At 42.8% G+C, this 21,894-nt stretch carries 24 protein-coding genes; 16 read left to right on the forward strand and 8 right to left on the reverse strand.

Annotated features, from left to right (window positions below; genetic code table 11):
• Nucleotides 1-714: transposase (locus LG368_RS09585; protein ID WP_226754504.1), on the forward strand; the 714-nt coding region annotated here is incomplete at its 5' end.
• Between the two features lie 65 nt (nucleotides 715-779).
• Here LG368_RS09585 and LG368_RS09590 read toward each other — a convergent pair.
• The 3 genes from LG368_RS09590 to LG368_RS09600 form a co-directional block, all read right to left on the reverse strand.
• Nucleotides 780-974: a (2Fe-2S)-binding protein gene (locus LG368_RS09590; protein WP_226754505.1), complete on the reverse strand. Its 195-nt coding sequence runs from the start codon at nucleotides 972-974 to the stop codon at nucleotides 780-782.
• 175 nt (nucleotides 975-1,149) lie between these two features.
• Nucleotides 1,150-1,791, reverse strand: a complete 642-nt coding sequence (locus LG368_RS09595) for a DsbA family oxidoreductase (protein ID WP_226754506.1) — start codon at nucleotides 1,789-1,791, stop codon at nucleotides 1,150-1,152.
• Nucleotides 1,792-1,838: 47 nt separating this feature from the next.
• Entirely contained in the window at nucleotides 1,839-2,513 is a 675-nt protein-coding gene (locus LG368_RS09600; protein WP_226754507.1) for a DNA-3-methyladenine glycosylase I, read from the reverse strand.
• Between the two features lie 142 nt (nucleotides 2,514-2,655).
• Here LG368_RS09600 and LG368_RS09605 point away from each other — a divergent pair, with 142 nt between their 5' ends.
• From LG368_RS09605 to LG368_RS09625, 5 genes are all read left to right on the forward strand, one after another.
• Nucleotides 2,656-3,381, forward strand: a complete 726-nt coding sequence (locus tag LG368_RS09605; RefSeq protein ID WP_226754508.1) for a pyridoxine 5'-phosphate synthase — start codon at nucleotides 2,656-2,658, stop codon at nucleotides 3,379-3,381.
• A gap of 59 nt (nucleotides 3,382-3,440) precedes the next feature.
• Entirely contained in the window at nucleotides 3,441-4,088 is a 648-nt protein-coding gene (locus LG368_RS09610) for a tRNA-uridine aminocarboxypropyltransferase (RefSeq protein WP_226754509.1), read from the forward strand.
• Nucleotides 4,066-4,359 (forward strand): DUF1244 domain-containing protein, encoded by a 294-nt coding sequence (locus LG368_RS09615; protein WP_226754510.1) that lies wholly within the window; start codon nucleotides 4,066-4,068, stop codon nucleotides 4,357-4,359. The genes LG368_RS09610 and LG368_RS09615 overlap by 23 nt, the downstream gene beginning before the upstream one ends.
• Before the next feature lie 115 nt (nucleotides 4,360-4,474).
• Complete coding sequence (locus LG368_RS09620; protein ID WP_226754511.1) at nucleotides 4,475-5,056, forward strand: transglutaminase-like cysteine peptidase; 582 nt, start codon at nucleotides 4,475-4,477, stop codon at nucleotides 5,054-5,056.
• Between the two features lie 11 nt (nucleotides 5,057-5,067).
• Nucleotides 5,068-7,017, forward strand: coding sequence for a bifunctional diguanylate cyclase/phosphodiesterase (locus LG368_RS09625; RefSeq protein WP_226754512.1), 1,950 nt, complete (start codon nucleotides 5,068-5,070; stop codon nucleotides 7,015-7,017).
• A gap of 52 nt (nucleotides 7,018-7,069) precedes the next feature.
• Here the strand turns inward: LG368_RS09625 and LG368_RS09630 are convergent, their stop codons facing one another.
• Nucleotides 7,070-7,441: a hypothetical protein gene (locus LG368_RS09630; protein WP_226754513.1), complete on the reverse strand. Its 372-nt coding sequence runs from the start codon at nucleotides 7,439-7,441 to the stop codon at nucleotides 7,070-7,072.
• A gap of 147 nt (nucleotides 7,442-7,588) precedes the next feature.
• Here LG368_RS09630 and LG368_RS09635 point away from each other — a divergent pair, with 147 nt between their 5' ends.
• The 4 genes from LG368_RS09635 (at nucleotide 7,589) to LG368_RS09650 (ending at nucleotide 12,656) form a co-directional block, all read left to right on the forward strand.
• A complete protein-coding gene (locus tag LG368_RS09635; protein WP_226754514.1) occupies nucleotides 7,589-9,853 on the forward strand; it encodes a type I secretion system permease/ATPase in 2,265 nt (754 codons plus the stop codon).
• On the forward strand, nucleotides 9,853-11,187 hold the full coding sequence (locus LG368_RS09640; RefSeq protein WP_226754515.1) for an HlyD family type I secretion periplasmic adaptor subunit: 1,335 nt from the start codon (nucleotides 9,853-9,855) through the stop codon (nucleotides 11,185-11,187). Before LG368_RS09635 ends, LG368_RS09640 begins: the two co-directional genes overlap by 1 nt.
• A 123-nt stretch (nucleotides 11,188-11,310) precedes the next feature.
• A complete protein-coding gene (locus LG368_RS09645) occupies nucleotides 11,311-11,952 on the forward strand; it encodes a helix-turn-helix transcriptional regulator (protein ID WP_226754516.1) in 642 nt (213 codons plus the stop codon).
• A 128-nt stretch (nucleotides 11,953-12,080) separates the two neighbouring features.
• Entirely contained in the window at nucleotides 12,081-12,656 is a 576-nt protein-coding gene (locus LG368_RS09650; protein ID WP_226754517.1) for a molybdenum cofactor guanylyltransferase, read from the forward strand.
• Between the two features lie 30 nt (nucleotides 12,657-12,686).
• On the opposite strand, the gene LG368_RS09655 is transcribed toward LG368_RS09650, so the two are convergent.
• The 3 genes from LG368_RS09655 to purM are packed head-to-tail and all read right to left on the reverse strand — an operon-like array spanning nucleotide 12,687 to nucleotide 15,173.
• The gene (locus tag LG368_RS09655) at nucleotides 12,687-13,451 is read right to left on the reverse strand and encodes a DUF3108 domain-containing protein (protein WP_226754518.1); all 765 of its coding nucleotides are present in this window, start codon (nucleotides 13,449-13,451) and stop codon (nucleotides 12,687-12,689) included.
• 13 nt (nucleotides 13,452-13,464) lie between these two features.
• Nucleotides 13,465-14,118 (reverse strand): phosphoribosylglycinamide formyltransferase, encoded by a 654-nt coding sequence (gene purN / locus LG368_RS09660; protein ID WP_226754519.1) that lies wholly within the window; start codon nucleotides 14,116-14,118, stop codon nucleotides 13,465-13,467.
• Entirely contained in the window at nucleotides 14,115-15,173 is a 1,059-nt protein-coding gene (purM, locus tag LG368_RS09665; RefSeq protein ID WP_226754520.1) for a phosphoribosylformylglycinamidine cyclo-ligase, read from the reverse strand. The genes purN and purM overlap by 4 nt, the downstream gene beginning before the upstream one ends.
• Before the next feature lie 116 nt (nucleotides 15,174-15,289).
• On the opposite strand from purM, the gene LG368_RS09670 reads away from it, so the two are divergent.
• Together LG368_RS09670 and LG368_RS09675 are read left to right on the forward strand one after the other, a co-directional pair.
• Nucleotides 15,290-16,372 carry a DUF2066 domain-containing protein gene (locus LG368_RS09670; RefSeq protein WP_226754521.1) on the forward strand — a complete coding sequence of 361 codons (1,083 nt, stop codon included), beginning with the start codon at nucleotides 15,290-15,292 and terminating at the stop codon, nucleotides 16,370-16,372.
• 3 nt (nucleotides 16,373-16,375) lie between these two features.
• A complete protein-coding gene (locus tag LG368_RS09675; RefSeq protein WP_226754522.1) occupies nucleotides 16,376-16,603 on the forward strand; it encodes a hypothetical protein in 228 nt (75 codons plus the stop codon).
• A gap of 74 nt (nucleotides 16,604-16,677) precedes the next feature.
• On the opposite strand, the gene gltA is transcribed toward LG368_RS09675, so the two are convergent.
• Complete coding sequence (gltA, locus tag LG368_RS09680) at nucleotides 16,678-17,961, reverse strand: citrate synthase (RefSeq protein WP_226754523.1); 1,284 nt, start codon at nucleotides 17,959-17,961, stop codon at nucleotides 16,678-16,680.
• A gap of 574 nt (nucleotides 17,962-18,535) precedes the next feature.
• Here gltA and sdhC point away from each other — a divergent pair.
• Genes sdhC through LG368_RS09700 form a run of 4 tightly spaced genes read left to right on the forward strand, consistent with a single transcriptional unit; the run spans nucleotide 18,536 to nucleotide 21,747 of the window.
• The gene (sdhC, locus tag LG368_RS09685; protein WP_226754524.1) at nucleotides 18,536-18,913 is read left to right on the forward strand and encodes a succinate dehydrogenase, cytochrome b556 subunit; all 378 of its coding nucleotides are present in this window, start codon (nucleotides 18,536-18,538) and stop codon (nucleotides 18,911-18,913) included.
• A complete protein-coding gene (gene sdhD, locus LG368_RS09690; protein WP_226754525.1) occupies nucleotides 18,907-19,254 on the forward strand; it encodes a succinate dehydrogenase, hydrophobic membrane anchor protein in 348 nt (115 codons plus the stop codon). Before sdhC ends, sdhD begins: the two co-directional genes overlap by 7 nt.
• A gap of 3 nt (nucleotides 19,255-19,257) precedes the next feature.
• Nucleotides 19,258-21,030, forward strand: a complete 1,773-nt coding sequence (gene sdhA / locus LG368_RS09695) for a succinate dehydrogenase flavoprotein subunit (protein WP_226754526.1) — start codon at nucleotides 19,258-19,260, stop codon at nucleotides 21,028-21,030.
• Between the two features lie 12 nt (nucleotides 21,031-21,042).
• On the forward strand, nucleotides 21,043-21,747 hold the full coding sequence (locus LG368_RS09700) for a succinate dehydrogenase iron-sulfur subunit (RefSeq protein WP_226754527.1): 705 nt from the start codon (nucleotides 21,043-21,045) through the stop codon (nucleotides 21,745-21,747).
• Nucleotides 21,748-21,894: the final 147 nt, after the last annotated feature.

Consider the following 21,894-nt stretch of genomic DNA (forward strand, 5'->3'; position numbering starts at 1 on the left):
ATTAAGCAGGTAAAAGGTTTTTTAGGGCGAGTCCTGCGAGATATTGATCGGCAAGTCAGTCGACAGGCGTTAACACTCACCCAAAAACAGGAAGACACACTCAACCAAGCTTATCGGTTACTAAAACAAACTCGCCAGAGCAAAAACAAATTGTATAGCTTGCATGAACCCAATGTGGACTGCATATCAAAAGGCAAAGCGCATAAACGCTACGAATTTGGTGTAAAAGCCAGCATAGCCGTTACCGCAAAAGAGTCTTTTATTGTGGGTGCAAGAAGCTATCCTGGTAATCCGTATGATGGGCATACTTTGAAAGATCAACTTCAACAAGTAGAAACCCTCACTGGCCGAAAGCCCGAAACCTGTTTTGTTGACCGAGGATATAAAGGATCGGGCGTAGAAGATATTAAGATATTAATTGCGGGTCAAAAGCGCGGTATACCCAAGAAAGAAAAGCGCTGGATGGGAAGAAGAAATAGTGTAGAACCCATCATAGGACACCTGAAATCCGATGGAAAACTCAGACGATGCTTCTTAAAAGGAACACTAGGCGATGCGATTAATGTGATCTTAAGTGCCTGCGGTCAGAACCTGCGTAAGCTACTAAAGTGGCTTTATTGTGCCCAATATTTTGGGTCTTTTTTACAGCGCATATGGCTAAAAATAACGTTTTTAATGGAAAAGCCTAAAAATACCATGGCGTTTCTTGTCTGAAACGCCATTATTCAGGGACGACTTGGTAGTAGTCTCATTGTTTTAGGCGAGGCAGTCAGACTAATCTATGCAACCTGGGCTTGGCCGTCTGCCACTTTGATAAGCTCACTGTTCAATAGTTTTTTAGCGCACCCACAACACTTACCACATTGGTTGCCAATGCTGTGTTTTTTGTAGAGTTCTCGCATTGTTGTCGCCCCTTCTTTAATCGACGCTTTGATGCTTTTGTCAGATACTCGATTACAGATACAAATATACATAAATGAAAATCACTCTTATCAATGCCTATAAATAGACTTTAATTTTAATGGTAATGATTATCAACAATTTTAATTTTATCTGTTTGGCTTTATTAATAGTTTTTTTATTTAACAGCAAAACCTAATACTGTGATACCAGCATTAGGCCTTGTCGTATGAGAAAGGGCTTTTTTAGCTATGCTGATTTTTTGGCAATGTCATTCAGTACTTTCAAAAAAGATTCGGCATCATGGGCGCCTTGAATCATGAATTTATCATTGATCACATAGGTCGGAGCAGAGTTAATCTCAAGACTGTTAAGACGTGCTAACTTCTTTTCAACCAGTGTTTTTGCTTTAGAGCTTACTGCATAGTCAATATCAGCGGTTTGCATGCCCACAGTCTGAGCGATTTCTTTTAACACAGTGCTTTTTCCAATGTCTTTGCCGTCCGTAAAGTACGCATGAAAAACGGCCAATACAAACGGTGTCGCTAGATTGCACTTTGTTGCGGCAAGGACAAATTGGTGCGCGAGTATCGTATTGGGTAAGCGATCTTTTTCTGAAAAGTTAAAAGCGATACCCGCTTCGATTCCAACCTGCTGCAAGGCATGAGTCGCTTCGTTCAGTCTTTCTGCACTGCCAAATCGTTTTACTAAATAGGTCTCACGATCAACTCCATCGGTGGGTATATCATGGTGAAGTTCAAAAGGCTGCCAGCGTAGGTCTATACGGTAGTCATCGCCAAGTTGTTCGGTGGCTTGTTTGAGGCGGGTGTAGCCTAGATAGCACCAAGGGCAGACAAGGTCTGCAATAATGTCGATACGAAGATCGGCCATGCTTACTCCTAAAATCAATGTGTTGTTACGGTTCAACGTTTTTGGGGTTAGTTGATGCTCAATGCAATGCATTGGCTAATTTCGGTATAGGATCGTTTGCTTTCGTCATGCCAGTGGTTAAAGGCTGCCTGTGCTGCTTTCCATGCCGCCTGTGTGTCTCTGCCTGTGGTAATAATACCATGGTGGCGCAGATACCCTTCTACATCTCTAGTGAGCATGAAGGTGTCTTTTCCCATGGCACGGAGAGAGTAGGGGCCAGTATTGCCTCCCAATCTGACACCTTGTTTTTTCAAATATGCCCACAAATGAATAATGTCTTCGCTTGGCCAGTCAGCGATAAATTGAGCAAATGATCCATGCTGTATTTGGCATTCATGAATCATGAGTGCATTTTCTCGAATAGTCATCACCTTGCCAAAATTTCGTATAATGCGTGTGTCTTTGGCTTTTTCTTCCCACATTTCATCGTGAATGAGCAGCATTTTTTCAATATCAAAACCAAAAAATACACTCTCAAAACCAGGCCATTTGTTTCTAACGACTTGCCAGTTAATGCCAGATTGAAAGATTTTTTGGGTCATGGCAGCGAGCCAACGGTCATCGCCTTGTTGTCTAATAATCGATGGGGCGAGTGGACGACTCAGTCGTTTTTCTAGCATTGCTTTGCCACCATGGCGTTGAGCGGCACGAGCATATATCGCTTGGAAGGGTTCGTATGTCATGGTCATTCCTCTTATTGGGTGCAGTTTATCATAGGCTAATGAGTGATATACGAACGCGAACCGTATCTTGTTGGGTATTTTAGTGAAGCTTTTGGTGAGTTTATCTTATAATGAAGCAAATTTTTTTAGCGAAGGGCATGTCATGACGCATTTAAGTGTTAATTTAAATAAAATAGGGTTGCTCCGAAATTCTCGCGGACGTGATTACCCCAATATGGTGAACATGGCAAAAAGGTCTCTAGAGCTTGGTGTATTTGGCTTAACGATTCACCCAAGACCAGACCAGCGCCATGCTACCTATCAAGATGCTCATGATTTAAAAGCGCTTTTGAAAGGCTATCCAGGAAAAGAGTTAAATATTGAGGGGTTCCCGGATGCGCAATTTTTAGACGTCGTATTGGAAGTAGAGCCTCATCAGTGCACCTTGGTGCCTGATGATCCAAATCAGCTGACATCGGATCATGGTTGGAATCTTGCCCGTGATCAAGATGCGCTACGTCCTATTATTGCCAAGTTAAAAGCAAAAGGGATTCGTGTTGTTTTATTTATGGACCCGGATGCGGACAATATGGCGCTGGCCAAAGACGTTGGTGCAGACCGTGTAGAACTTTACACTGAGGCTTACGCTAACGCCTTCGGACACGAATCGTTTGAATCTGTACTTGCATCCTATCAGACGGCCGCGCAAGCAGCGTTAGACGTCGGTTTAGGCGTGAACGCAGGTCATGATTTAGACTTACAAAACATCCAGGCATTGTGTTCGCCAGGCAATATCACGGAAGTATCGATCGGTCATGCGCTGACGGTGGAGTCATTAGATTTAGGTTGGGATAACGTCATCAAAGCGTACCTTGCAAAACTGGTTTAGTATTCCGTTTGTACGAATAAAAGTAGACAAAAAAGAGTGATGAAAAAGGCGCTTAGACCGTGAGCAGCAGATGTTATTGTGAAAACTGTCACTTTTTGAGTGTTATGTGCGTCTGCCCGTGGCGACCTAAATTGGCAACGCCTTTACAGATTTTGGTTCTGCAAGACCCTAAAGAGAGGCGGCACGCTAAAAATACGGTGTCACTGTTAAGTTTAGCGTTGCCTTCTGTACGGTGTATTGTCATAGAAAATGAACAGATCATGGTGCACACGTTAGAGTCACTTGACCGAATAAGGTGGCGTTTGGTTTTTCCCAGTGACAACGCGCTTTCTATTGAATCTCTGCCAGCTTCTGATAAGAGGCAAATAGAGGGGTTAATTTTTTTGGACGCGACTTGGCGAAAAGCAAAAAAATGGTATTTTTCTTACGCGATTTTGCAGTCATTTCAATCGGTTTGCTTTTCCTTCGCTCCGGCAGGAGAATACCGTATTCGTAAGTCGCCAAGTACACAGGCACTTTCTACCCTTGAAGCCTGCGCGTATGCTATTGAACAGGTGTCCAATAATGACATGCAACCGTTGCGACGTTTTATGCAACAAGCGCAGCAATGGCAGTGGCGACAACAGCCATCTGAGCATCAACATAATACCCACACAGTGTTAACAGACTCGAGAGACAGTAACGATGGAAAAACAAACAGAGATTGAAGCCGCGGTTTTACGCCGATTTTTAGCGCATTTAGACGACAATAAATCGGTTCAAAACATTGATTTAATGAATTTAGCGGGATTTTGCCGTAACTGTTTAAGCAAATGGTATGTTGCAGAAGCTGAAAAACAAGGTGTGAATCTAGACTATGAACAAGCTCGTGAGCACGTCTATGGCGAGCCTTACGCGGATTGGAAGCAAAAATATCAGTCAGAAGCCACTGCCGAGCAGCTTGCCACTTTTAATACCAACACGCAAAAAAGTCAGTGATGGCGCAGTGAAAAAACGGTGGTCATATCTTTTAAGTGCTTTAACACATCGTAAACCGATGGTTTGTGCACTACTTATATTGTGCAGCTTGCCACCTTTATGGCTGTACGCTGATGTGTCCCCAAAATATAAAAAATTGGCGGCGCAAGTCGCAAAGATATACGGTGCCAATGCCGAAAAGCGAATTCTTGCTTGGCGCAAGTTAATAGATGATACCAAGGCAATGCCAATTATTGATCAGCTCACTCAAGTTAATCGCTTCTTCAATCAAATGGAGTTTGTTGACGATATCCAACTGTGGAAGCAAGAGGATTATTGGGCAACACCGATTGAGTTTTTAGGTATGCAAGCGGGTGACTGTGAAGACTTTACCATTGCAAAGTATTTTACCCTCCGTGAAATGGGGGTGCCGGACGAGAAGCTGCGTTTGGTTTACGTTAAGGCTTTAACATTGAACCAGCATCATATGGTACTTGCCTATTACCATAAACCGACTTCCATTCCTGTGTTGCTGGACAATCTTGATAAAGAGTTAAAACCGGCCTCTAAACGTAATGATCTTTTGCCTATTTATTCTTTTAATGCAGAAAGCCTGTGGTTATCGAAAGAAAAAGGTCGTGGTGTTTTAGTTGGTGGCTCATCACGTCTGAGCCTGTGGACAGATTTAAATGATCGTTTTAATACGATGACAAATTAGGAGAACTTTGGATGACGCTGTTCCGCCAATTGATGATCACAATAATTGTTATTTTTTCATTGATGCTTGTTGTGGTGATGGGGATTAATTTTAACACAACCAAGGGGTATTTGATTAGTCAGCTAGAGTCGACGACACAAGACTCAGCGACGTCTTTGAGTATGTCTATTTCTGACTTTATGGCGTTTGAAGACTACGCTTCTGTCCAGAGTAGTGTGAATGCTGTTTTTGATAGTGGTTATTTCTCTAACGTGAGGGTTCATGTATACAACAATGATGAAAATATCATTCGTACAAACCCCACTAAAATAGAGGGTGTGCCGACTTGGTTTGTGCAGCTTATCGATTTTAAGGTACCAGTGGCCAAAGCCGTTATTTCCAGCGGTTGGAGTGAGCTTGGTCAGGTTTATGTCACAGGCAGTGCGGGTTATGGCTATCATCAACTGTGGCTAGCAACACGGGATTTGTTGATTTCTTTTTTCATCATTGGTGCTTTTACTCTCGTGTTAGGCAGTGTGGCATTGCGTTACTTGTTTCGACCTCTTGTTGAGTTGGAAAAACAAGCGGAGGCGATTCAACAGCGGCAGTTTATTAAAATGACCAATGTGCCTAAGACGCGTGAGCTTAAGTCTGTTGTACTATCGATGAACCGTATGGCCGATAAATTAGAAAAAGAATTCGCGTCGGAAGTCGCTACGGCGCAATGGCTGCAAGCAAAAGCCTTTAAAGATTCCGTTAGTGGATTAGGCAACCGTAACTTTTTTGAAAGCCAAATGAAGTCCCATTTTTCAGAAAGTGAACGCGGTACAGACGGCCTCATCATGGTGAGCTTGTTGGACCTCGGTAAGTTAAACAATGAACGCGGCTATGAGTCAGCTGATATGTTTATTCAATCTGTCGCGGATATTCTATCGGAGAAGTCATCTGCGGTGACGTCATCTGGGATTCTAGCACGCTTGTCAGGCGCTGATTTTATCCTACTGATTCCTAACTTTGATCATTATCGATTAACCTTGTTTGTTGATGATCTGATGAAACAGTTGGTGACGTTGAACGATGCTGGTATCAGCTATTCGACAGCGGTGGCCAATATAGGAGCGGTAACCATTGATGGATCTGTTGAGCGTTCAGGCGCAATGTCTCAAGCAGACACTGCATTACGAGAGGCGAAGCATGAAGGGGCAAATGCACACAGGGTTATGGAATTGACCACTGTTAATAATTCTTTGCTTTCTAGAAAAGATTGGAAAAACATCCTTGATAAAGCGATTAAAGCTCGTTCATTCATACTGAAAAAGCAAAAAGTGGTGAGCATAGAGTCAGAGAGCCTCGTTTTACATGAAGAAATTTTTATGGGGCTTGAATATCAAGGCAAGGAATATCATGCGGGATTTTTTATCGGTCTTGCTGAGCAAATGGGGCTGGCAAGCCAAATAGACCAAGTTATTATCACCAGAGTAATCGATATACTCAAAACCAACGGACAAAGAGCACCCCTAACGGTAAACATGTCGGTTTCTTCTTATACTCAACCGGCTTTTTTAGAGTGGTTAAATAAGACACTCAAAGCATTACCAGCAACCGTCAGTCAGCGCTTAATTTTTGAGATAACAGAGCAGGGTGTCTTAGCGGAAGAGGACAGTGCCAAGCAGTTATCTCAATTACTTAAGAAGCAAAGAGTGAAGTTTGGTATTGATAACGTCGGTAAGCAGTTCTCTGCGTTTCAATACTTACAGGTTCTTATGCCGGACTACGTAAAAGTCGACTCGTCTTACACAAGAATGGCAGCTGGAAAGGAGTCTGAATCCTTTTTTATGCATACATTATGCAAAATGTTTAGCAGTTTAAACATCGATGTTATTGCAACAGGTGTAGAGAGTGAGAAGCAGCTCACTGCGCTGAAGCGCTTTGATGTGAGCGGTACTCAAGGATTCTATGTAGGACGTACTCAAGTTCTTTAGGTATCGTATTTACGGAGGAAAACGACCCCCTTACTCAAGAGAGGGGGGGGAGTTAAATGAGCGTGTCTTCATCGATCCCGGCAATATTGTCGGTTTCCATAATAAGACCTTCTTCATGCCCCGTATGAACGCCACGAACCCATTTACGCCCAAGTAACTTTTTCTGGGCGGCAGCAGGAAGTTCTGTAAATTGTATTAGGCGCTTTTTTGTTAAAAGATCGACGAGGTCTTCCAGTATCCTCATAAGCTCTATATCAGACTCATTTAGAATATCTTGAGTGCTTGTACCTTCTGCAACGAATTTTTTTGCCAATATCTCAGAGACATGGGGGTCATTGGGCGCAACCAGCAAGGCATACTCTTCTGATTGTGACGTTGCAACATCAATGATGGTTCCGTCTTTATCTGTTTTTGCATACAACATAGTAACTTCCTTAAAAGGACTTGATTGGTTCTGAAGGTGATTACCCTTCCCATGTCACTCAATAAACACTATTCTTATTGTATTATATACATGATTTTGATCTTCAGTTAAGGCAAACCGCCATAGTAGCTTAGGGGAACACAGAGTATGTCTGAAAAAGACCACTCAGTACAAAGCGCTTCATCTTTGGAAAGCGCTAATAATGGCACGGACGCTATCAAGGAAGAGTTTGATGAAAAAGTAAGCTCAAATGAGAGCAAAAAGCAATGGCGTATAGAGGGGGCCTCATTAGAGTACCCCAACCCTTTATTAGATTGCCTGGTGTTGTTGAGTAAGTATTTTTTTAACCCTCATACGGCAGATGGTATCGCTGCTGGGCTTCCTATTACCGATAATGCGATGACGCCAGAGCTTTTTAAGCGGGCTGCCAAGCGTATTGGTATCAATTCTCGTTTTGTAAAGCGTACTCTAAGTAAAATCCCAGGTATGGTAATGCCAGCCGTGTTGCTACTAGACAATCAGCAGGCTTGTATACTTTTAAGTGTTGATGAAGAAAAAGGCATTGCCACGTTACTTCGACCTGAATCGGGTGAAGGTGAAGTCTCTATGTCCATAAAAGAATTGGACGCCTCTTATACTGGCTATTGTTTCTTCGTACGTCCACTATATCAGTTTGATAAGCGATCGGAGCATAAAGAGGACGCTGAGCAGAAAAAGGGACATTGGTTCTGGGGCACTATCTCACGTTCATGGCGTATTTATCGTGATGTGTTCATTGCTTCATTGATGATCAATATATTTGCTGTGGCAAGCCCTTTGTTCGTGATGAATGTGTATGACAGGGTCGTTCCTAATAATGCCTTTGATACACTTTGGGTATTGGCAATAGGTGCGGCTGTTGTTTACCTGTTTGACTTCTTGTTACGTACGCTACGGGCTTATTTTATCGATATTGCAGGCAAAAAGTCCGATATTCTGATTTCTGCTTCTATATTTTCAAAAGTAAACAATATTACCATGGCCTCTCGTCCTAAATCGGTCGGTGCTTTTGCTAAAAATCTTCAGGAATTTGAGAGTATCCGTGACTTTATCACCTCTGCATCGATAACCACTCTGGTGGATATTCCGTTTATGTTCCTGATTGTTGGGGTGATTTGGCTCATTGGTGGGCCAGTTGGTTATATTCCTATTGTGACAATCAGTTTAATTGTGCTGTACAGCATTATTATACAAATACCTTTACGTCGCTCAATTGAGGAAAGTCAAAAGACCGCTTCGCAAAAAAATGCCGTCTTGATTGAAAGCCTTTATAACGCAGAGAGTGTGAAATTAAACAATGCTGAAGGTGTCATGCAAAAACAATGGGAAAATGCGGTAGGAAACATTGCTGATTGGGGAGTGAAAACACGTCAGCTATCGCAGTCATCGTCGTCTTTTGCCATGGTGGCTCAACAGCTCACCACGGTCATTATTGTGATTGTGGGGGTTTATCAAATTGCGGAAGGTAATATGAGCATGGGTGCACTGGTTGCTTGTGTTATGTTAACAGGCCGTGCGTTGGGCCCTATGGCTCAAGTGGCAAGTTTGGCCACACGCTACAATCAGGCTAAAACAGCTTTTTCATCGCTTAATGAGATCATGTCTTCACCGGTTGAAAGGCCTGATACGGTAAAATTTGTTCACCGTCCCTTATTTAAGGGGGACTTTCAGTTTGATGCGGTAGATTTTTCTTATCCAGAACAAGAACAGGCCGCTGTCAGTGCCATTAATATCACCATCAAAGAAGGTGAGAAAGTGGCTATTATTGGTCGTATTGGGTCAGGCAAGTCAACCCTAGGGAAACTGATGACGGGTCTGTACGTGCCGGAAAAGGGCGCGGTTAGAATAGATGGCGTTGACTTGAGACAGGTTAACCCCACGGATCTGCGACGCAACATTGGTGCTGTTTCTCAAGATGTCAGTTTGTTTTACGGATCGATTAAAGACAATATTGTGATGGGCGTTCCTTACGTTGAAGATGATGCCATCATTCGAGCTGCTGAGTTATCAGGTGTTGCTGAATTTGCTAATCGCAAAGCCAACGGTTTGGACAGTAATGTGGGTGAACGAGGTGCTTTGTTGTCCGGTGGACAGCGTCAAAGTATTGCAATAGCTCGTGCACTGTTGTTTGACCCGCCAATTTTGATTCTTGACGAGCCGACAGCTTCAATGGATAACACGACAGAGTCCAGAATGAAGCGTCGATTGATGGAAGGGATAAAGGATAAAACGCTTATTTTGATTACTCACAAAGCGTCTATGTTGGATATGGTTGATCGTATTATCGTTATGGACAACGGTCGTTTAATTGCCGATGGTCCAAAAGAACAGGTGCATGAAGCCCTTCGTCAAGGCAAATTAAAGGTCAGTTAATGATGAGTAATAAGCAGTCCGTCTCACAACATGATTTAGAATATTTAACTGACCGCAACGCTGCATTGATGCTAAAGACCCCAAGGGGGGGGCGCATTATTCTCTGGGTCATCTTTGTTTTTGTTACAACCGCACTCGTGTGGGCGCATTACACCACACTTGATGAAGTGACTGTAGGGGAAGGAAAAGTCATTCCCTCTAGCCAAGTTCAACAAATTCAAAACCTTGAAGGCGGCATATTAAAAGAGATCAATGTTCAGGTTGGGCAAGTGGTTGACAGACGTCAAATCCTGATGACGATTGAAAACACGGAGGCGCTGTCTTCATTACGCGAACAACAGGCAGAGTTTATTAACCTGCAGGTGCGTGCTGTCCGACTTCAAGCAGAATCCTATGGCATTGAGCCTTCTTTCGATCAAGAAGTGAATGAGCAATATCCGCTTGTTGTAAAGCGAGAGATGGATCTTTATCGAAGTCGCTTAGAGTCACTGCGTGTGAATCAGGTTGGCTTTCAGCAGCAAATTGAGCAGAAGAAGCAAGAAATTGTAGAGTTACAAGCTAAGCTTGAGAATTTGAAGCGCAGTTACGCTTTCTCAAAAGAAGAGTTAGATTTGACGCGCCCTGCTTACGAACAAGGCGCAGTGTCGAGAGTAGAGCTTTTACAGCTTGAACGTGAGTTTAATCAATTAGAAGGGGACTTAGAAGCCACGCAGTTGGCTATTCCTCGAGCACGTTCTGCCCTGAAAGAAGCGCAAAGTAAATTTGCAGAAAGTGATGCACAATTTAAAGCGGAAGCTCAAGAAGACTTAACTGGTGTAAGAAGTAAGCTCGATCAATTGAAAGAAGCCAGTGTGTCATTAGAAGATAAAGTCTCTAGGACTCAGGTAAGATCCCCTGTTAAAGGAATTGTTAAACAGATTCAGCTTAATACGGTTGGTGGTGTCATCAAGCCGGGTATGAATCTGATGGAGATTGTTCCTATCGAAGATACGTTGTTAATAGAGGCTAAGGTTCGTCCAGAAAATATTGGTTTTATCCAACCTAATTTCAGTGCAGTTGTTAAGTTATCGGCGTATGACTTTGCCATTTTTGGCGGTTTAAAAGGCGTGGTTGAAAACATCAGTGCTGACACCATTTTAGATGAAGAGGGCAACAGTTTTTACCTTGTGCGAGTTCGTACGGATAAAAATTATTTAGGCACTGAGAAAGCGCCTTTGCCGATTATTCCTGGTATGCAAGCAACAGTAGACATTCTTACAGGTAAGAAAACACTGTTAGATTACTTGTTAAAACCTATTTTAAAAGCACAACAAAATGCATTACGTGAACGTTGATTACAAATTTTGTTTGAAACGATCTTTTTGTTAACAAAACTTAACAAAAAAAATGCCGAATATACGTGAAAATAAGAAGTCACATTAAATAATGTGAATGAAATCAAAAGCGTGAGGCTTAATTTGAGAATTTTATGCTGGAATACAGACACTGCTGTTTGGAAGCACTGGAACAAGGTGGTTCATGTTGGTGCAGAGATGGTTAGAGTTGAGTCTTTTGAAGAGACGTCAGCCAAATTATTGTCACAGGAGTCGGTTTTCTCACATTGCTTTGTTTATCTTGATGATGTTTCTTTTTCTGAGCAAGTTGAGCATGTTGTAACTCTGCGGGCCGCTTTTCCAAAGCAAAAATTTATAGTGTTTCCAAATCGTTCTAGTCAGTCAGCGGCGTTGAGATTGTTCTCTGTTGGTGTTAGCGGGCAATGCGCTCCCTATATTGGTAAAGAGCAGTTAGATCTCGTGTTGTCTGTCGTAGATTCAGGTGAAATCTGGGGTGGTAAAGCTTTTATTCAGCAGCTTATTATGCAGTCCTCGAGCCAAGCGCGTGCAGAGGAAAGTTCAGCGAGCGTGTTAGATGAATTGACAGAGCGTGAACTTAGTGTGGCGCAACATGTTGCTCAAGGGCAGTCTAACAAACAGATCGCATTAGACATGGATATTACCGAACGAACGGTGAAGGCGCATTTAACGTCTATTTTCAAGAAAACTAACACCAAAGATAGGTTGTCATTGGCTTTGCTTGTGCAGCAGGATCACGTTGCCTAGTTCCCCTAAAGGATTAGCTGGACGTATCTAGGTTCGTTCAAAGATCGTTGAAATGGGCAGCCTCATGTAGTTCTTTTAAGTGAGCAAGTTGTGCATTAAACGATTGCATCTTTTAACTAGGAAGCACTATGGCGTTTATCTCATTGTCCGCGGCGGTGCTGGCGGGCGGCAAAGCGGAGCGAATGTCCGGTCATGACAAAGGGTTATTATTGTTTCAGCATACGCCCATGGCGCAGTGGGTGGCCCAGGCGTTGCTGGCGACTGCGGGTTATGTGTTTATCAATGCCAATCGTAATATTGACGACTACGCAGAGCTTGGTTTTCATGTCATCAAAGACGACCCCGAGTATCAAGATAAAGGGCCTTTGTCTGGGCTAGTGGCCTGTCTTACTTACGCTCAAACCTCTCATCTGATGATCGCTCCCTGTGATACGCCACGTATAAGCTCGGCGGCGTTTGCGACGCTAAAAGAAGCAAGTCGAGCGTTCCCTGACGATATCGTCTTTTTGAAAAGTGCTTCTGGGTCACATCCTTTGCACGCCATTTTGCCGGTTGCTCCTGCTCTGTTGGCACTTAGGAGATTTCTTCAAGAAGAATCTCGTTGTCGGGTGATGGCTTTTTACGAGACTATAGGCAGTCGTTCGGTTTTTTGGGAGTGTGACGCGGAGTTATTAAACGTTAACACGCCCTCAGAGTTAGTGTGATTACATTGCTCTCAAGGTTTGGCAAACGGATTAAGGTTGGCTGAGTGATTCAATATCAAGCTGGTAAGACTCGCCATCTTCAGTGTGTTCAAGCTTTACAAGTAAATAATCATGAGTCGGAGCGAACCAAAAGGCTGTCTTTTTCCCCTCTCCCAAATTGTCAGTACGAATGACTTTGATAGCAGGGAATCGGCCAATTTTTGTATTGACGGTTTCCATCTGTAGGCGTCTGAAGTGCCAATTTTTAATGTGGCCACCGTCTGCAATTTGGTAGTCAAAGTCGTTCTTGCCTTGCTTTAAATCTTGCCTTACTTGTAATTGGATGGAGAGTTTATCCAGCGTGTTTGGGTTGATTGACAAGTTCCAAGGTTTGTCTTTTATGTCATTTCTAACAAGATTTTTTTCCCAGTTAAAAGTCAAAATAGCAGACCTTTTTTTACCCAGTGCTGAGGTTTTGTACTCATATAAGATGGGTATTATCTGGTGATCTTTGACATGGAAGATAGAAGATTCATAAAGTGACGCCAACATGCTGTCTGCAGAGAAGACAAACTGCCAGTCGTTCCCATCCAGTTTTGATAGAGCCTGCTTTCCTTTGACTTTAAGGCTAATACCTTTTTTCCAGACTGTACTGTATACCGCAGAGTAGGGGAGTAAGAAGTTGTCTTGAGCTGAAGGTATCTTGGTTTCTGATTGCGGCTTTGATAACGGTTGTGGCTCAGTAGTAGCAAAAGAAAGCGTAGGATAATTCATAAAAACAGCCAGTAGTAATAGAGGGGTCTTACGAACTCTCATGCTTTCTCCTAAATCATTTAAGTGCTTCGTTGTATCGCATCCCACTTTCAGGGAGTATTTTTTGATCAAACGACACCTTTCCATCATGGAAGGTGATTCTATCTTCACTGAGCCATTTAACCGCAAGAGGGTAAATGATGTGTTCCAGTGAGTGTACTTTTTTAGCCAAAGATTCTGCCGTTTCATCATGGGCGATGTCTGTACTGGCTTGAATAATCACGGCGCCTGCATCCAGTTCCGCGCTAACAAAGTGAACAGAGACACCATGCTCATTTTCTTTTGCATCGATGGCCCGCTGATGTGTATTTAGACCTTTGAACTTAGGCAATAAAGAAGGGTGAACATTAAGCATTCGACCTTCATAATGGCGAGCGAACGACTCCGTCAAAATACGCATAAAGCCTGCTAAAATAACAAGCTTTGGCGAATATTGATCGATGATTTGCTGCAGCTCTGTATCAAACGCCTCACGGCTGTCGAACAGTCTATGGTTAAGCGTATGAGTCGGAATGCCTGCCGCTTTGGCTCGTTCGAGTCCGTAAGCGTCAGCTTTATTGCTGATGACCGCACGGATCTTCACATCTAATTGCCCTTGCAAGCTTTGATCAATCAAAGCTTGCAAGTTGCTGCCGCTGCCAGAAATTAAGACAACGATGGGAAAACTCATGCCTGGATCTCTAAATCAGAGATAAGCACGTCTTTGCCGTCATTACGATCACAAATATCACCAATGATCCAAGCGTTTTCGCCTTCTGCAGTTAGAATGGTAAGGGCCTCATCTGCTTTGTCTGCATCGATTGCCAACACCATTCCAACACCACAGTTTAAAACACGGTACATTTCTTCTTGCTCAACATTACCTTGCTCTTGTAGCCAGTCAAATACAGCAGGACGTTTCCAGCTGGCTGCATCAATGCGTGCCGCAGCACTTTCTGGTAAAACGCGAGGGATATTTTCAAGTAAGCCGCCGCCTGTAATGTGAGACAGCGCGTTTACAGAGACACTTTCCATTAGCTTAAGAATGGATTTTACGTAAATACGCGTTGGTTCCATTAGGGCATTTTTGAGGGGAACGCCATCAATATCTTGGTTTAGGTCGGCTTTGCTGACTTCAAGAATCTTACGAATCAAAGAGTAGCCATTAGAGTGCGGGCCAGAAGAGCCAAGAGCAATCAGCTTATCGCCAGCCTTTACTTTTGTGCCATCAATGATGTCATTTTCTTCTACGACACCCACACAAAAACCAGCTAAGTCATAATCACCGTCGTGATACATACCAGGCATTTCAGCAGTCTCACCACCAACCAATGCACAACCTGCTTGTAAACAGCCTTCGCCAATGCCTGTTACTACATTTGCTGCAACATCAATGTCTAGCTTACCCGTTGCGTAGTAATCAAGGAAAAGTAGAGGTTCGGCGCCTGCTACAATAAGATCGTTAACACACATGGCGACCAAATCAATACCAATGGTGTCATGTTGATTTAGGTCCATCGCTAAGCGAAGTTTCGTGCCCACACCATCGGTACCAGACACCAAAATAGGGTTTTTGTATTTTGTTGGTAAGCGAGTTAAGGCACCAAATCCACCCAAACCACCCATAACTTCAGGGCGACGAGTTTTTTTGCTTACGCCTTTAATACGTTCAACAAGTTGATTGCCAGCATTGATATCTACGCCAGCGTCTTTATAGCTAATGGATGGTTTATCCGATTTGGTCATTGCCTATGCCCTATCATGGTACGAGGAAAAAAAAGCATTTTAACATAGTGGCGCATTAGGGCTATGGTTCTTTATGATTAAGACAGTAGAATAGGCGAATAAACGAAGGAAAGGCCATGAATTGTCGTATATTTTTAGTGTTCATCAGTGTTTTTTTTATTTTGCCGGCTCAAGCCGTTCCTGTTAATGGCCTTTACAGTGCCGATATTGACTTGCCAGTGACCCGACCTGAGTCTCAGATGTTGACTCAGGCGTTTGGTTTAGCGGCTGAACGTGTTTTGATCAAAGTGTCAGGAAATCAGAAAGCAATTACAGGGGATGTGTTGAGGCAAGCAAAAAAATTAGCGCCTAACTGGGTGGCTCAGCATTCTGTGACAGCGCTGAGTGAGCTTTTGCCACAGGGTGATGGCTTTGTTACAGGTAAGCGAACAAGTGTGACTTTTTATCAGGAATCGATTGACCGTTTTTTATCCCAGAATAATTTGCCTGTTTGGGGGAATAATAGGCCTTCAGTATTAGTCTGGTTGGCAAGTGAAACAAATGGTGTGCGTCGGCTTTCAGGGTCAAATGCACCTTCGGTGTTGCTAAATGATTTTGCTGTGACGGCATCAGATGTTGGCATTCCTATTTATGCGCCATTACTCGATGAAGTGGATCAGCGAAACTTAGCGGCGTCTGATGTATGGGGACTTTTTGAGGATAACATTCGTCAAGCCAGTCAGCGTTATCAAACGGACTCTATTGCTGCGATTAAAGTTAATGAATACCCAGGGTATGTGAGCGGAAATCTATTGGTGATGTTAAAAAATGGGGAGTCAGAGCGAGTGACTTTAACCGGTGAGACAACGAAAGCCATACTTGACCAAGCAAGCTTGAGCTTAGCCAGTGTGTTCTCTTCTCGATACGCATCCGTTCGTAGTGACACTTCTACTAAGTCTCTCACTGTTCAAGTGGCTGGTATACCCACCTTTCAGGTTTTAAATAAAATTCAGTCTTATTTAGAAAGTATTAGTGTTGTACGTGACGTGGCTGTGGCTGTAGTTGAAGGGCAGAGAGTTGAGTTTGTTGTCAGTATAGATGGAGACAAACAAAAGCTATTTAATAGTATTTCATTAAGTCGATTGCTACTTAGTGCCCCTTTAAATGCATTAGATCCGGATGCCAATCGTATCGTATCGTATCAGTATAGTGGAGTGTAATAAATGTCAGATAGGCTAGAAGAAACAAAGATTGAGCGTGACTTCACTGCCCGCTCAACGGAAGAGCAAAAAGACTTCTTATCTCAAACATGGTGCAATCAGTGTATGGAGGTGGACCTAGGAATGACGAATCCAAGAGAATATGAAAGCAAAGACAGGGTATGGATTGAGGGGGAGTGCGTGAGATGCGGCCACTTAACCGTGACGGAGATTGTTGAAGAGGACGAGTGATCAACCTGTCTGTAGAATGCAAAAAAACCGCATCAATTTGATGCGGCTTTTTTATCTAAACGGTGTGTCTAGGTTTACTTATCAGTCGGGTAGTCACGCTGTGGATGACCTACATACAGCTGACGAGGACGGCCAATTTTGTATGGCCCACTGATCATTTCGTTCCAGTGCGAAATCCAGCCAATAGTACGAGACATGGCAAAGATAACGGTAAACATACTAGTTGGAATGCCGATAGCTTTCATGATGATACCAGAGTAGAAATCAACGTTAGGGTAAAGTTTACGTTCTACAAAGTAAGGATCTTCAAGAGCGATTTGCTCAAGACGCTTAGCAATTTTCAGTAATGGGTCATCGGATTGACCCAGTTCTGCCAATACCTGATCACAAGTTTCACGCATTACCTTCGCACGAGGATCGAAGTTTTTGTAAACACGATGACCAAAGCCCATCAAACGGAATGGATCATTTTTATCTTTGGCTTTCGCGATAAACTCTTCAATGTTTTCCACATCACCAATTTCTTCAAGCATTGTAAGTACGGCTTCGTTAGCACCACCGTGTGCTGGTCCCCATAACGTAGCTATGCCTGCAGCAATACACGCGAATGGGTTAGCGCCTGAAGAACCGGCCAAACGAACAGTTGAAGTTGAAGCGTTTTGCTCATGGTCAGCGTGCAATACAAAGATTTTGTCCATTGCTTTAGCAAAGACAGGGTTTACTTTGTAGTCTTCACATGGTGTTGCAAACATCATGTATAAGAAGTTTTCGGCATAGTTCAGATCATTACGTGGGTACATAACGGGCTGATCTTTCGAATACTTGTAACAAATAGAAGCAAGCGTTGGCATTTTCGAAATAAGACGGAATGCAGCAACTTCACGATGGCGTGGATTAGTAATATCCAAGCTATCTTGGTAAAACGCAGATAGGGCGCCAACAAGACCACACATGATGGCCATCGGATGGGCATCATTGCGGAAACCGTCAATAAATTTGTGCATAGATTGATTGACCATGGTGTGCTTTCCAACCATAGCATCAAACTCTGCTTTTTGTTCTTTGTTAGGAAGCTCTCCGTAAAGTAACAAGTAACATGTTTCTAAATAATCGGAATGCTCAGCAAGTTGGGCTATAGGGTAGCCGCGGTGCAAAAGAATACCTTCATCACCATCTATATAAGTGATAGCAGATTCACAAGAACCCGTAGACATGAAGCCTGGGTCATAAGTAAATATGCCATTTGCACCTAATCCACGAACATCCACAACATCAGTACCTAATGTACCTGAAAGAACTGGAAGTTCGATCGCTTTATCGATCCCATCCACTGTAAGTAGCGCTTTTTTATCAGTCATTTATTGTCTCCTTCGTATACTGGTTCGAGGCTAATACACCTTATCATGACACTGGTTAGCCCAGAAGGTGCGGAAAAAATACTGTTTCTAACCAGTAAAAGTCAATCTAGTTAAACAGGGCTCTTTTCATATTAGTGATTTAAATCTTGTAATAATCTGACAAAGAGAAATGCTTAACACTCTCGTTTACAAACAAAAATATCATATAAGTGTATGAATTATAATACTTAATGTCCGTTTTGGGAGAGGTAAAAGCATGTAATTTTATACCATTATTGTTTCCGTTTATGGGTGCATTCATTTCCTGAATGGCGATCATTGAAAAGGTCTTGTTCAGTCTATTTGTCTTAGTATTTTTGGCTGGTCTATAATTACCGCCTAGACGATTTTATTGATTTGTTGATGCTGATGGTTAGAAGAGAGTCGCTTTTAATTGTTTGTTTGCAAATCGATGAGATTTTCAATATAGGTCTATGTCTTTACGTTGTCACTTTTATAAGTGAGGCTCGCACATAGATCGTTGGTAATAAATCGTGATTGACCATTCAATCGTTTAAAGATGGTGTATAAAATCGTGAATAAAAAAAGACCAGTCAATCTTGATATTTTGACAATATCGATGCCCGCTACTGCTGTAGTGTCTATTCTTCATCGTGTTACGGGGATTATTCTTTTTGTAGGACTTGCGTTTTTGTTTTATATATTTGACCTGTCTCTTGCGTCTCAGCAAGGGTTTGATCAAGTGGCTAATACACTGCAAACAAGTTTCTTAGCAAAATTTATTATCTGGGGTGTGGTTTCTGCTTTGATGTATCACTTTGTTGCAGGTGTGAAACACTTGTTTATGGACATGGGGTACTTCGAAGAATTAGACAGTGGGCGTAAAGCAGCGATTGCAAATATAGCTATTGCTGCTGTGCTTGTTGTACTGGCAGGAGTGTGGATATGGTAACTCAAGTAACAAGCTTTGGTCGTTCTGGTCTCTATGACTGGATGATTCAACGTGTGTCTGCCATTGTTTTATCCTTATATACGATCTTTATGGTTGGATTTTTGTTACTAAACCCTGATCTAACATACGATCAGTGGAGTACATTACATGAAGCAACTTGGATGCGCGTTTTTAGTCTAATGGTGCTTTTATCAATTGGCATGCATTCGTGGATTGGTCTGTGGTCTATTTCGACAGATTATATCAAAGCAACAGGTGCACGCTTTTTCTTTCAATCTCTATGCGGTATTACAATGTTTGTTTACATCGTATGGGGTATTCAGGTTCTTTGGGGGCTATAAGTAATGGCAAATATTCGTACTATTTCTTTTGATGCCATTGTTATTGGTGGTGGTGGCGCAGGTATGCGAGCAGCACTTCAACTAACAGAGTCAGGTTTAAACACGGCGTGTGTTACTAAGGTATTCCCAACTCGTTCACACACGGTTTCTGCTCAAGGTGGTATTACTTGTGCGATAGCAAGTGACGATCCAAATGATGATTGGCGCTGGCACATGTACGACACCGTAAAAGGGTCGGATTACATCGGTGACCAAGACGCAATTGAATATATGTGTTCTGTCGGTCCACAAGCAGTATTCGAGCTTGAGCACATGGGGTTACCATTCTCACGTACCGAGCAGGGTCGTATCTATCAGCGTCCATTTGGTGGTCAGTCAAAAGGTCCAGATAACCCAACTCAGGCAGCACGTACTTGTGCCGCTGCTGACCGTACAGGTCACGCACTGCTTCATACCCTTTATCAGGGTAACTTAAAAGGCGGTACAACGTTTTTTAACGAGTGGTATGCAACTGATCTTGTGAAAAATAACGAAGGTGCTGTTGTCGGTGTTACTGCTATCTGTCTTGAAACCGGTGAAACGGTTTATTTAAAAGCGAAAGCAACCGTTATTGCGACAGGTGGTGCTGGTCGTATTTACCAATCAACAACGAATGCTCACATTAATACGGGTGATGGTGTTGGTATGGCTTTGCGTGCAGGTTTCCCTATGCAAGATATGGAAATGTGGCAATTCCACCCAACGGGTATTTACGGTGCCGGTACACTAGTAACAGAAGGTTGTCGTGGTGAGGGTGGTTACCTGATCAATAAAGACGGCGAGCGTTTCATGGAGCGTTATGCGCCTAACGCAAAAGACCTAGCAGGTCGTGATGTTGTTGCTCGTTCCATGGTTTTAGAGATTCTTGAAGGTCGTGGCTGTGGTCCAGATGGTGATCACGTACTTCTGAAATTGGATCACCTTGGTGAAGAAACGCTTAATAAGCGTTTGCCAGGTATTCTTGAGCTTTCTCGTACTTTCGCACACGTTGACCCAGTGAAAGAGCCGATTCCTGTTATCCCAACGTGTCACTACATGATGGGTGGCATTCCAACGAACATCGGTGGTCAGGCGCTTAAAACAAATGAAGCAGGCGAAGATGTTATCATCGATGGCTTGTATGCATGTGGTGAAGCGGCTTGTGTATCTGTTCACGGTGCTAACCGTTTGGGCGGTAATTCACTGCTTGATTTGGTTGTATTTGGTCGTGCTGTTGGTCTGCAAGTTAAAAAATCATTGGATGCAGGTTTCGAGTCATTAGATGCTGATGAAACTAATATCGATGAAGCATTAACACGTTTGAATCGTCTAAATAACACGACTGGCGGTGAGAACGTTGCTGAAGTACGTGCAGAGCTTCAACGTGTTATGCAATTGTATTTCGGTGTATTCCGTGATGGCGAAGCCATGCAGAAAGGTTTGGCTCAGCTTAAAGAGATTCGCGCTCGTGTAGAAAACTTGTATCTTGCAGATAAGAGTCAGGCGTTTAACACAGCACGAATTGAAGCATTGGAATTAGAAAACCTATTGGAAGTGGCTGAATCAACAGCGATTCCAGCTGAATTTCGTAAAGAAAGTCGTGGTGCGCACGCACGTAATGACTTTACTGAACGTGATGATGAAAATTGGTTGAAGCATTCTATTTTCCATCCAGCGGACAAAAAAGTGACTAAGCGTGATGTTAACTTTGCGCCGAAAACTATGGATGCTTTCCCACCTAAAATTCGATCATACTAAGGAGTTGTATCAATGTTAGTTAGTATTTATCGTTACAATCCTGAAAAGGATGATGCACCTTACATGCAGGATTATCAAATCGATCTACCAGCAGGTAAAGATTTGATGGTGCTTGATGTATTGAATCTGCTTAAAGCAAAAGATACGACGATTTCTTACCGTCGCTCATGCCGTGAAGGTGTGTGTGGTTCTGATGGTATGAATATGTCTGGTAAGAATGGTCTTGCTTGTATCACACCTGTTTCTGAAGCTGTGAAAAATGGCAAGTTGATTCTACGTCCTCTGCCAGGTCTGCCTGTTGTGCGTGACCTTGTTGTTGATATGGGTCAATTTTATAAGCAATATGAGAAAATACGTCCGTATTTGATCAATGATGCGCCAGCACCAGCAATAGAACGCTTGCAAACTCCGGAAGAGCGTGAAAAGCTTGACGGATTATATGAATGTATCTTGTGTGCATGTTGTTCAACAGCGTGTCCATCATTCTGGTGGAACCCAGATAAATTTATTGGTCCATCAGGTTTGTTGCAGGCCTACCGTTTCTTGGCTGATAGTCGCGATACCGCAACTCAAGATCGTCTTGGCGATCTGGATGACCCATTTAGTGTCTTCCGTTGTCATGGTATTATGAACTGTGTCAGTGTTTGTCCGAAAGGATTGAACCCGACAAAAGCAATCGGTCATATTCGTACCATGTTGTTACAAAACGCAACGTAATAATGCTTTCGTGGTCCTTAAAGATTTTTTAACGAGATCACAGAGTTGGCGGCTTGAATTTTTGTTCAATGCCGCCATTTTTGCATATTCTGATCTAGAGAATGCAACAAAAAGAATTTAAAATTCGACCTCCATGAGCATGGATGT

The sequence above is a fragment of the Marinomonas algarum genome (assembly GCF_020532605.1).
Taxonomy (GTDB): domain Bacteria; phylum Pseudomonadota; class Gammaproteobacteria; order Pseudomonadales; family Marinomonadaceae; genus Marinomonas; species Marinomonas algarum.

Coding starts and splice junctions, on each gene's coding strand:
- LG368_RS09635 (WP_226754514.1), top strand. CDS start 7,589: ATGTCTGAAAAAGACCACTCAGTACAAAGCGCTTCATCTTTGGAAAGC.
- LG368_RS09595 (WP_226754506.1), bottom strand. CDS start 1,791: ATGGCCGATCTTCGTATCGACATTATTGCAGACCTTGTCTGCCCTTGG.
- sdhD (WP_226754525.1), top strand. CDS start 18,907: ATGGTAACTCAAGTAACAAGCTTTGGTCGTTCTGGTCTCTATGACTGG.
- LG368_RS09640 (WP_226754515.1), top strand. CDS start 9,853: ATGATGAGTAATAAGCAGTCCGTCTCACAACATGATTTAGAATATTTA.
- LG368_RS09605 (WP_226754508.1), top strand. CDS start 2,656: ATGACGCATTTAAGTGTTAATTTAAATAAAATAGGGTTGCTCCGAAAT.
- LG368_RS09650 (WP_226754517.1), top strand. CDS start 12,081: ATGGCGTTTATCTCATTGTCCGCGGCGGTGCTGGCGGGCGGCAAAGCG.
- sdhA (WP_226754526.1), top strand. CDS start 19,258: ATGGCAAATATTCGTACTATTTCTTTTGATGCCATTGTTATTGGTGGT.
- purN (WP_226754519.1), bottom strand. CDS start 14,118: ATGAGTTTTCCCATCGTTGTCTTAATTTCTGGCAGCGGCAGCAACTTG.
- LG368_RS09700 (WP_226754527.1), top strand. CDS start 21,043: ATGTTAGTTAGTATTTATCGTTACAATCCTGAAAAGGATGATGCACCT.
- gltA (WP_226754523.1), bottom strand. CDS start 17,961: ATGACTGATAAAAAAGCGCTACTTACAGTGGATGGGATCGATAAAGCG.
- LG368_RS09675 (WP_226754522.1), top strand. CDS start 16,376: ATGTCAGATAGGCTAGAAGAAACAAAGATTGAGCGTGACTTCACTGCC.
- LG368_RS09625 (WP_226754512.1), top strand. CDS start 5,068: ATGACGCTGTTCCGCCAATTGATGATCACAATAATTGTTATTTTTTCA.
- LG368_RS09630 (WP_226754513.1), bottom strand. CDS start 7,441: ATGTTGTATGCAAAAACAGATAAAGACGGAACCATCATTGATGTTGCA.
- LG368_RS09600 (WP_226754507.1), bottom strand. CDS start 2,513: ATGACATACGAACCCTTCCAAGCGATATATGCTCGTGCCGCTCAACGC.
- LG368_RS09590 (WP_226754505.1), bottom strand. CDS start 974: ATGTATATTTGTATCTGTAATCGAGTATCTGACAAAAGCATCAAAGCG.
- purM (WP_226754520.1), bottom strand. CDS start 15,173: ATGACCAAATCGGATAAACCATCCATTAGCTATAAAGACGCTGGCGTA.
- LG368_RS09655 (WP_226754518.1), bottom strand. CDS start 13,451: ATGAGAGTTCGTAAGACCCCTCTATTACTACTGGCTGTTTTTATGAAT.
- LG368_RS09615 (WP_226754510.1), top strand. CDS start 4,066: ATGGAAAAACAAACAGAGATTGAAGCCGCGGTTTTACGCCGATTTTTA.
- LG368_RS09670 (WP_226754521.1), top strand. CDS start 15,290: ATGAATTGTCGTATATTTTTAGTGTTCATCAGTGTTTTTTTTATTTTG.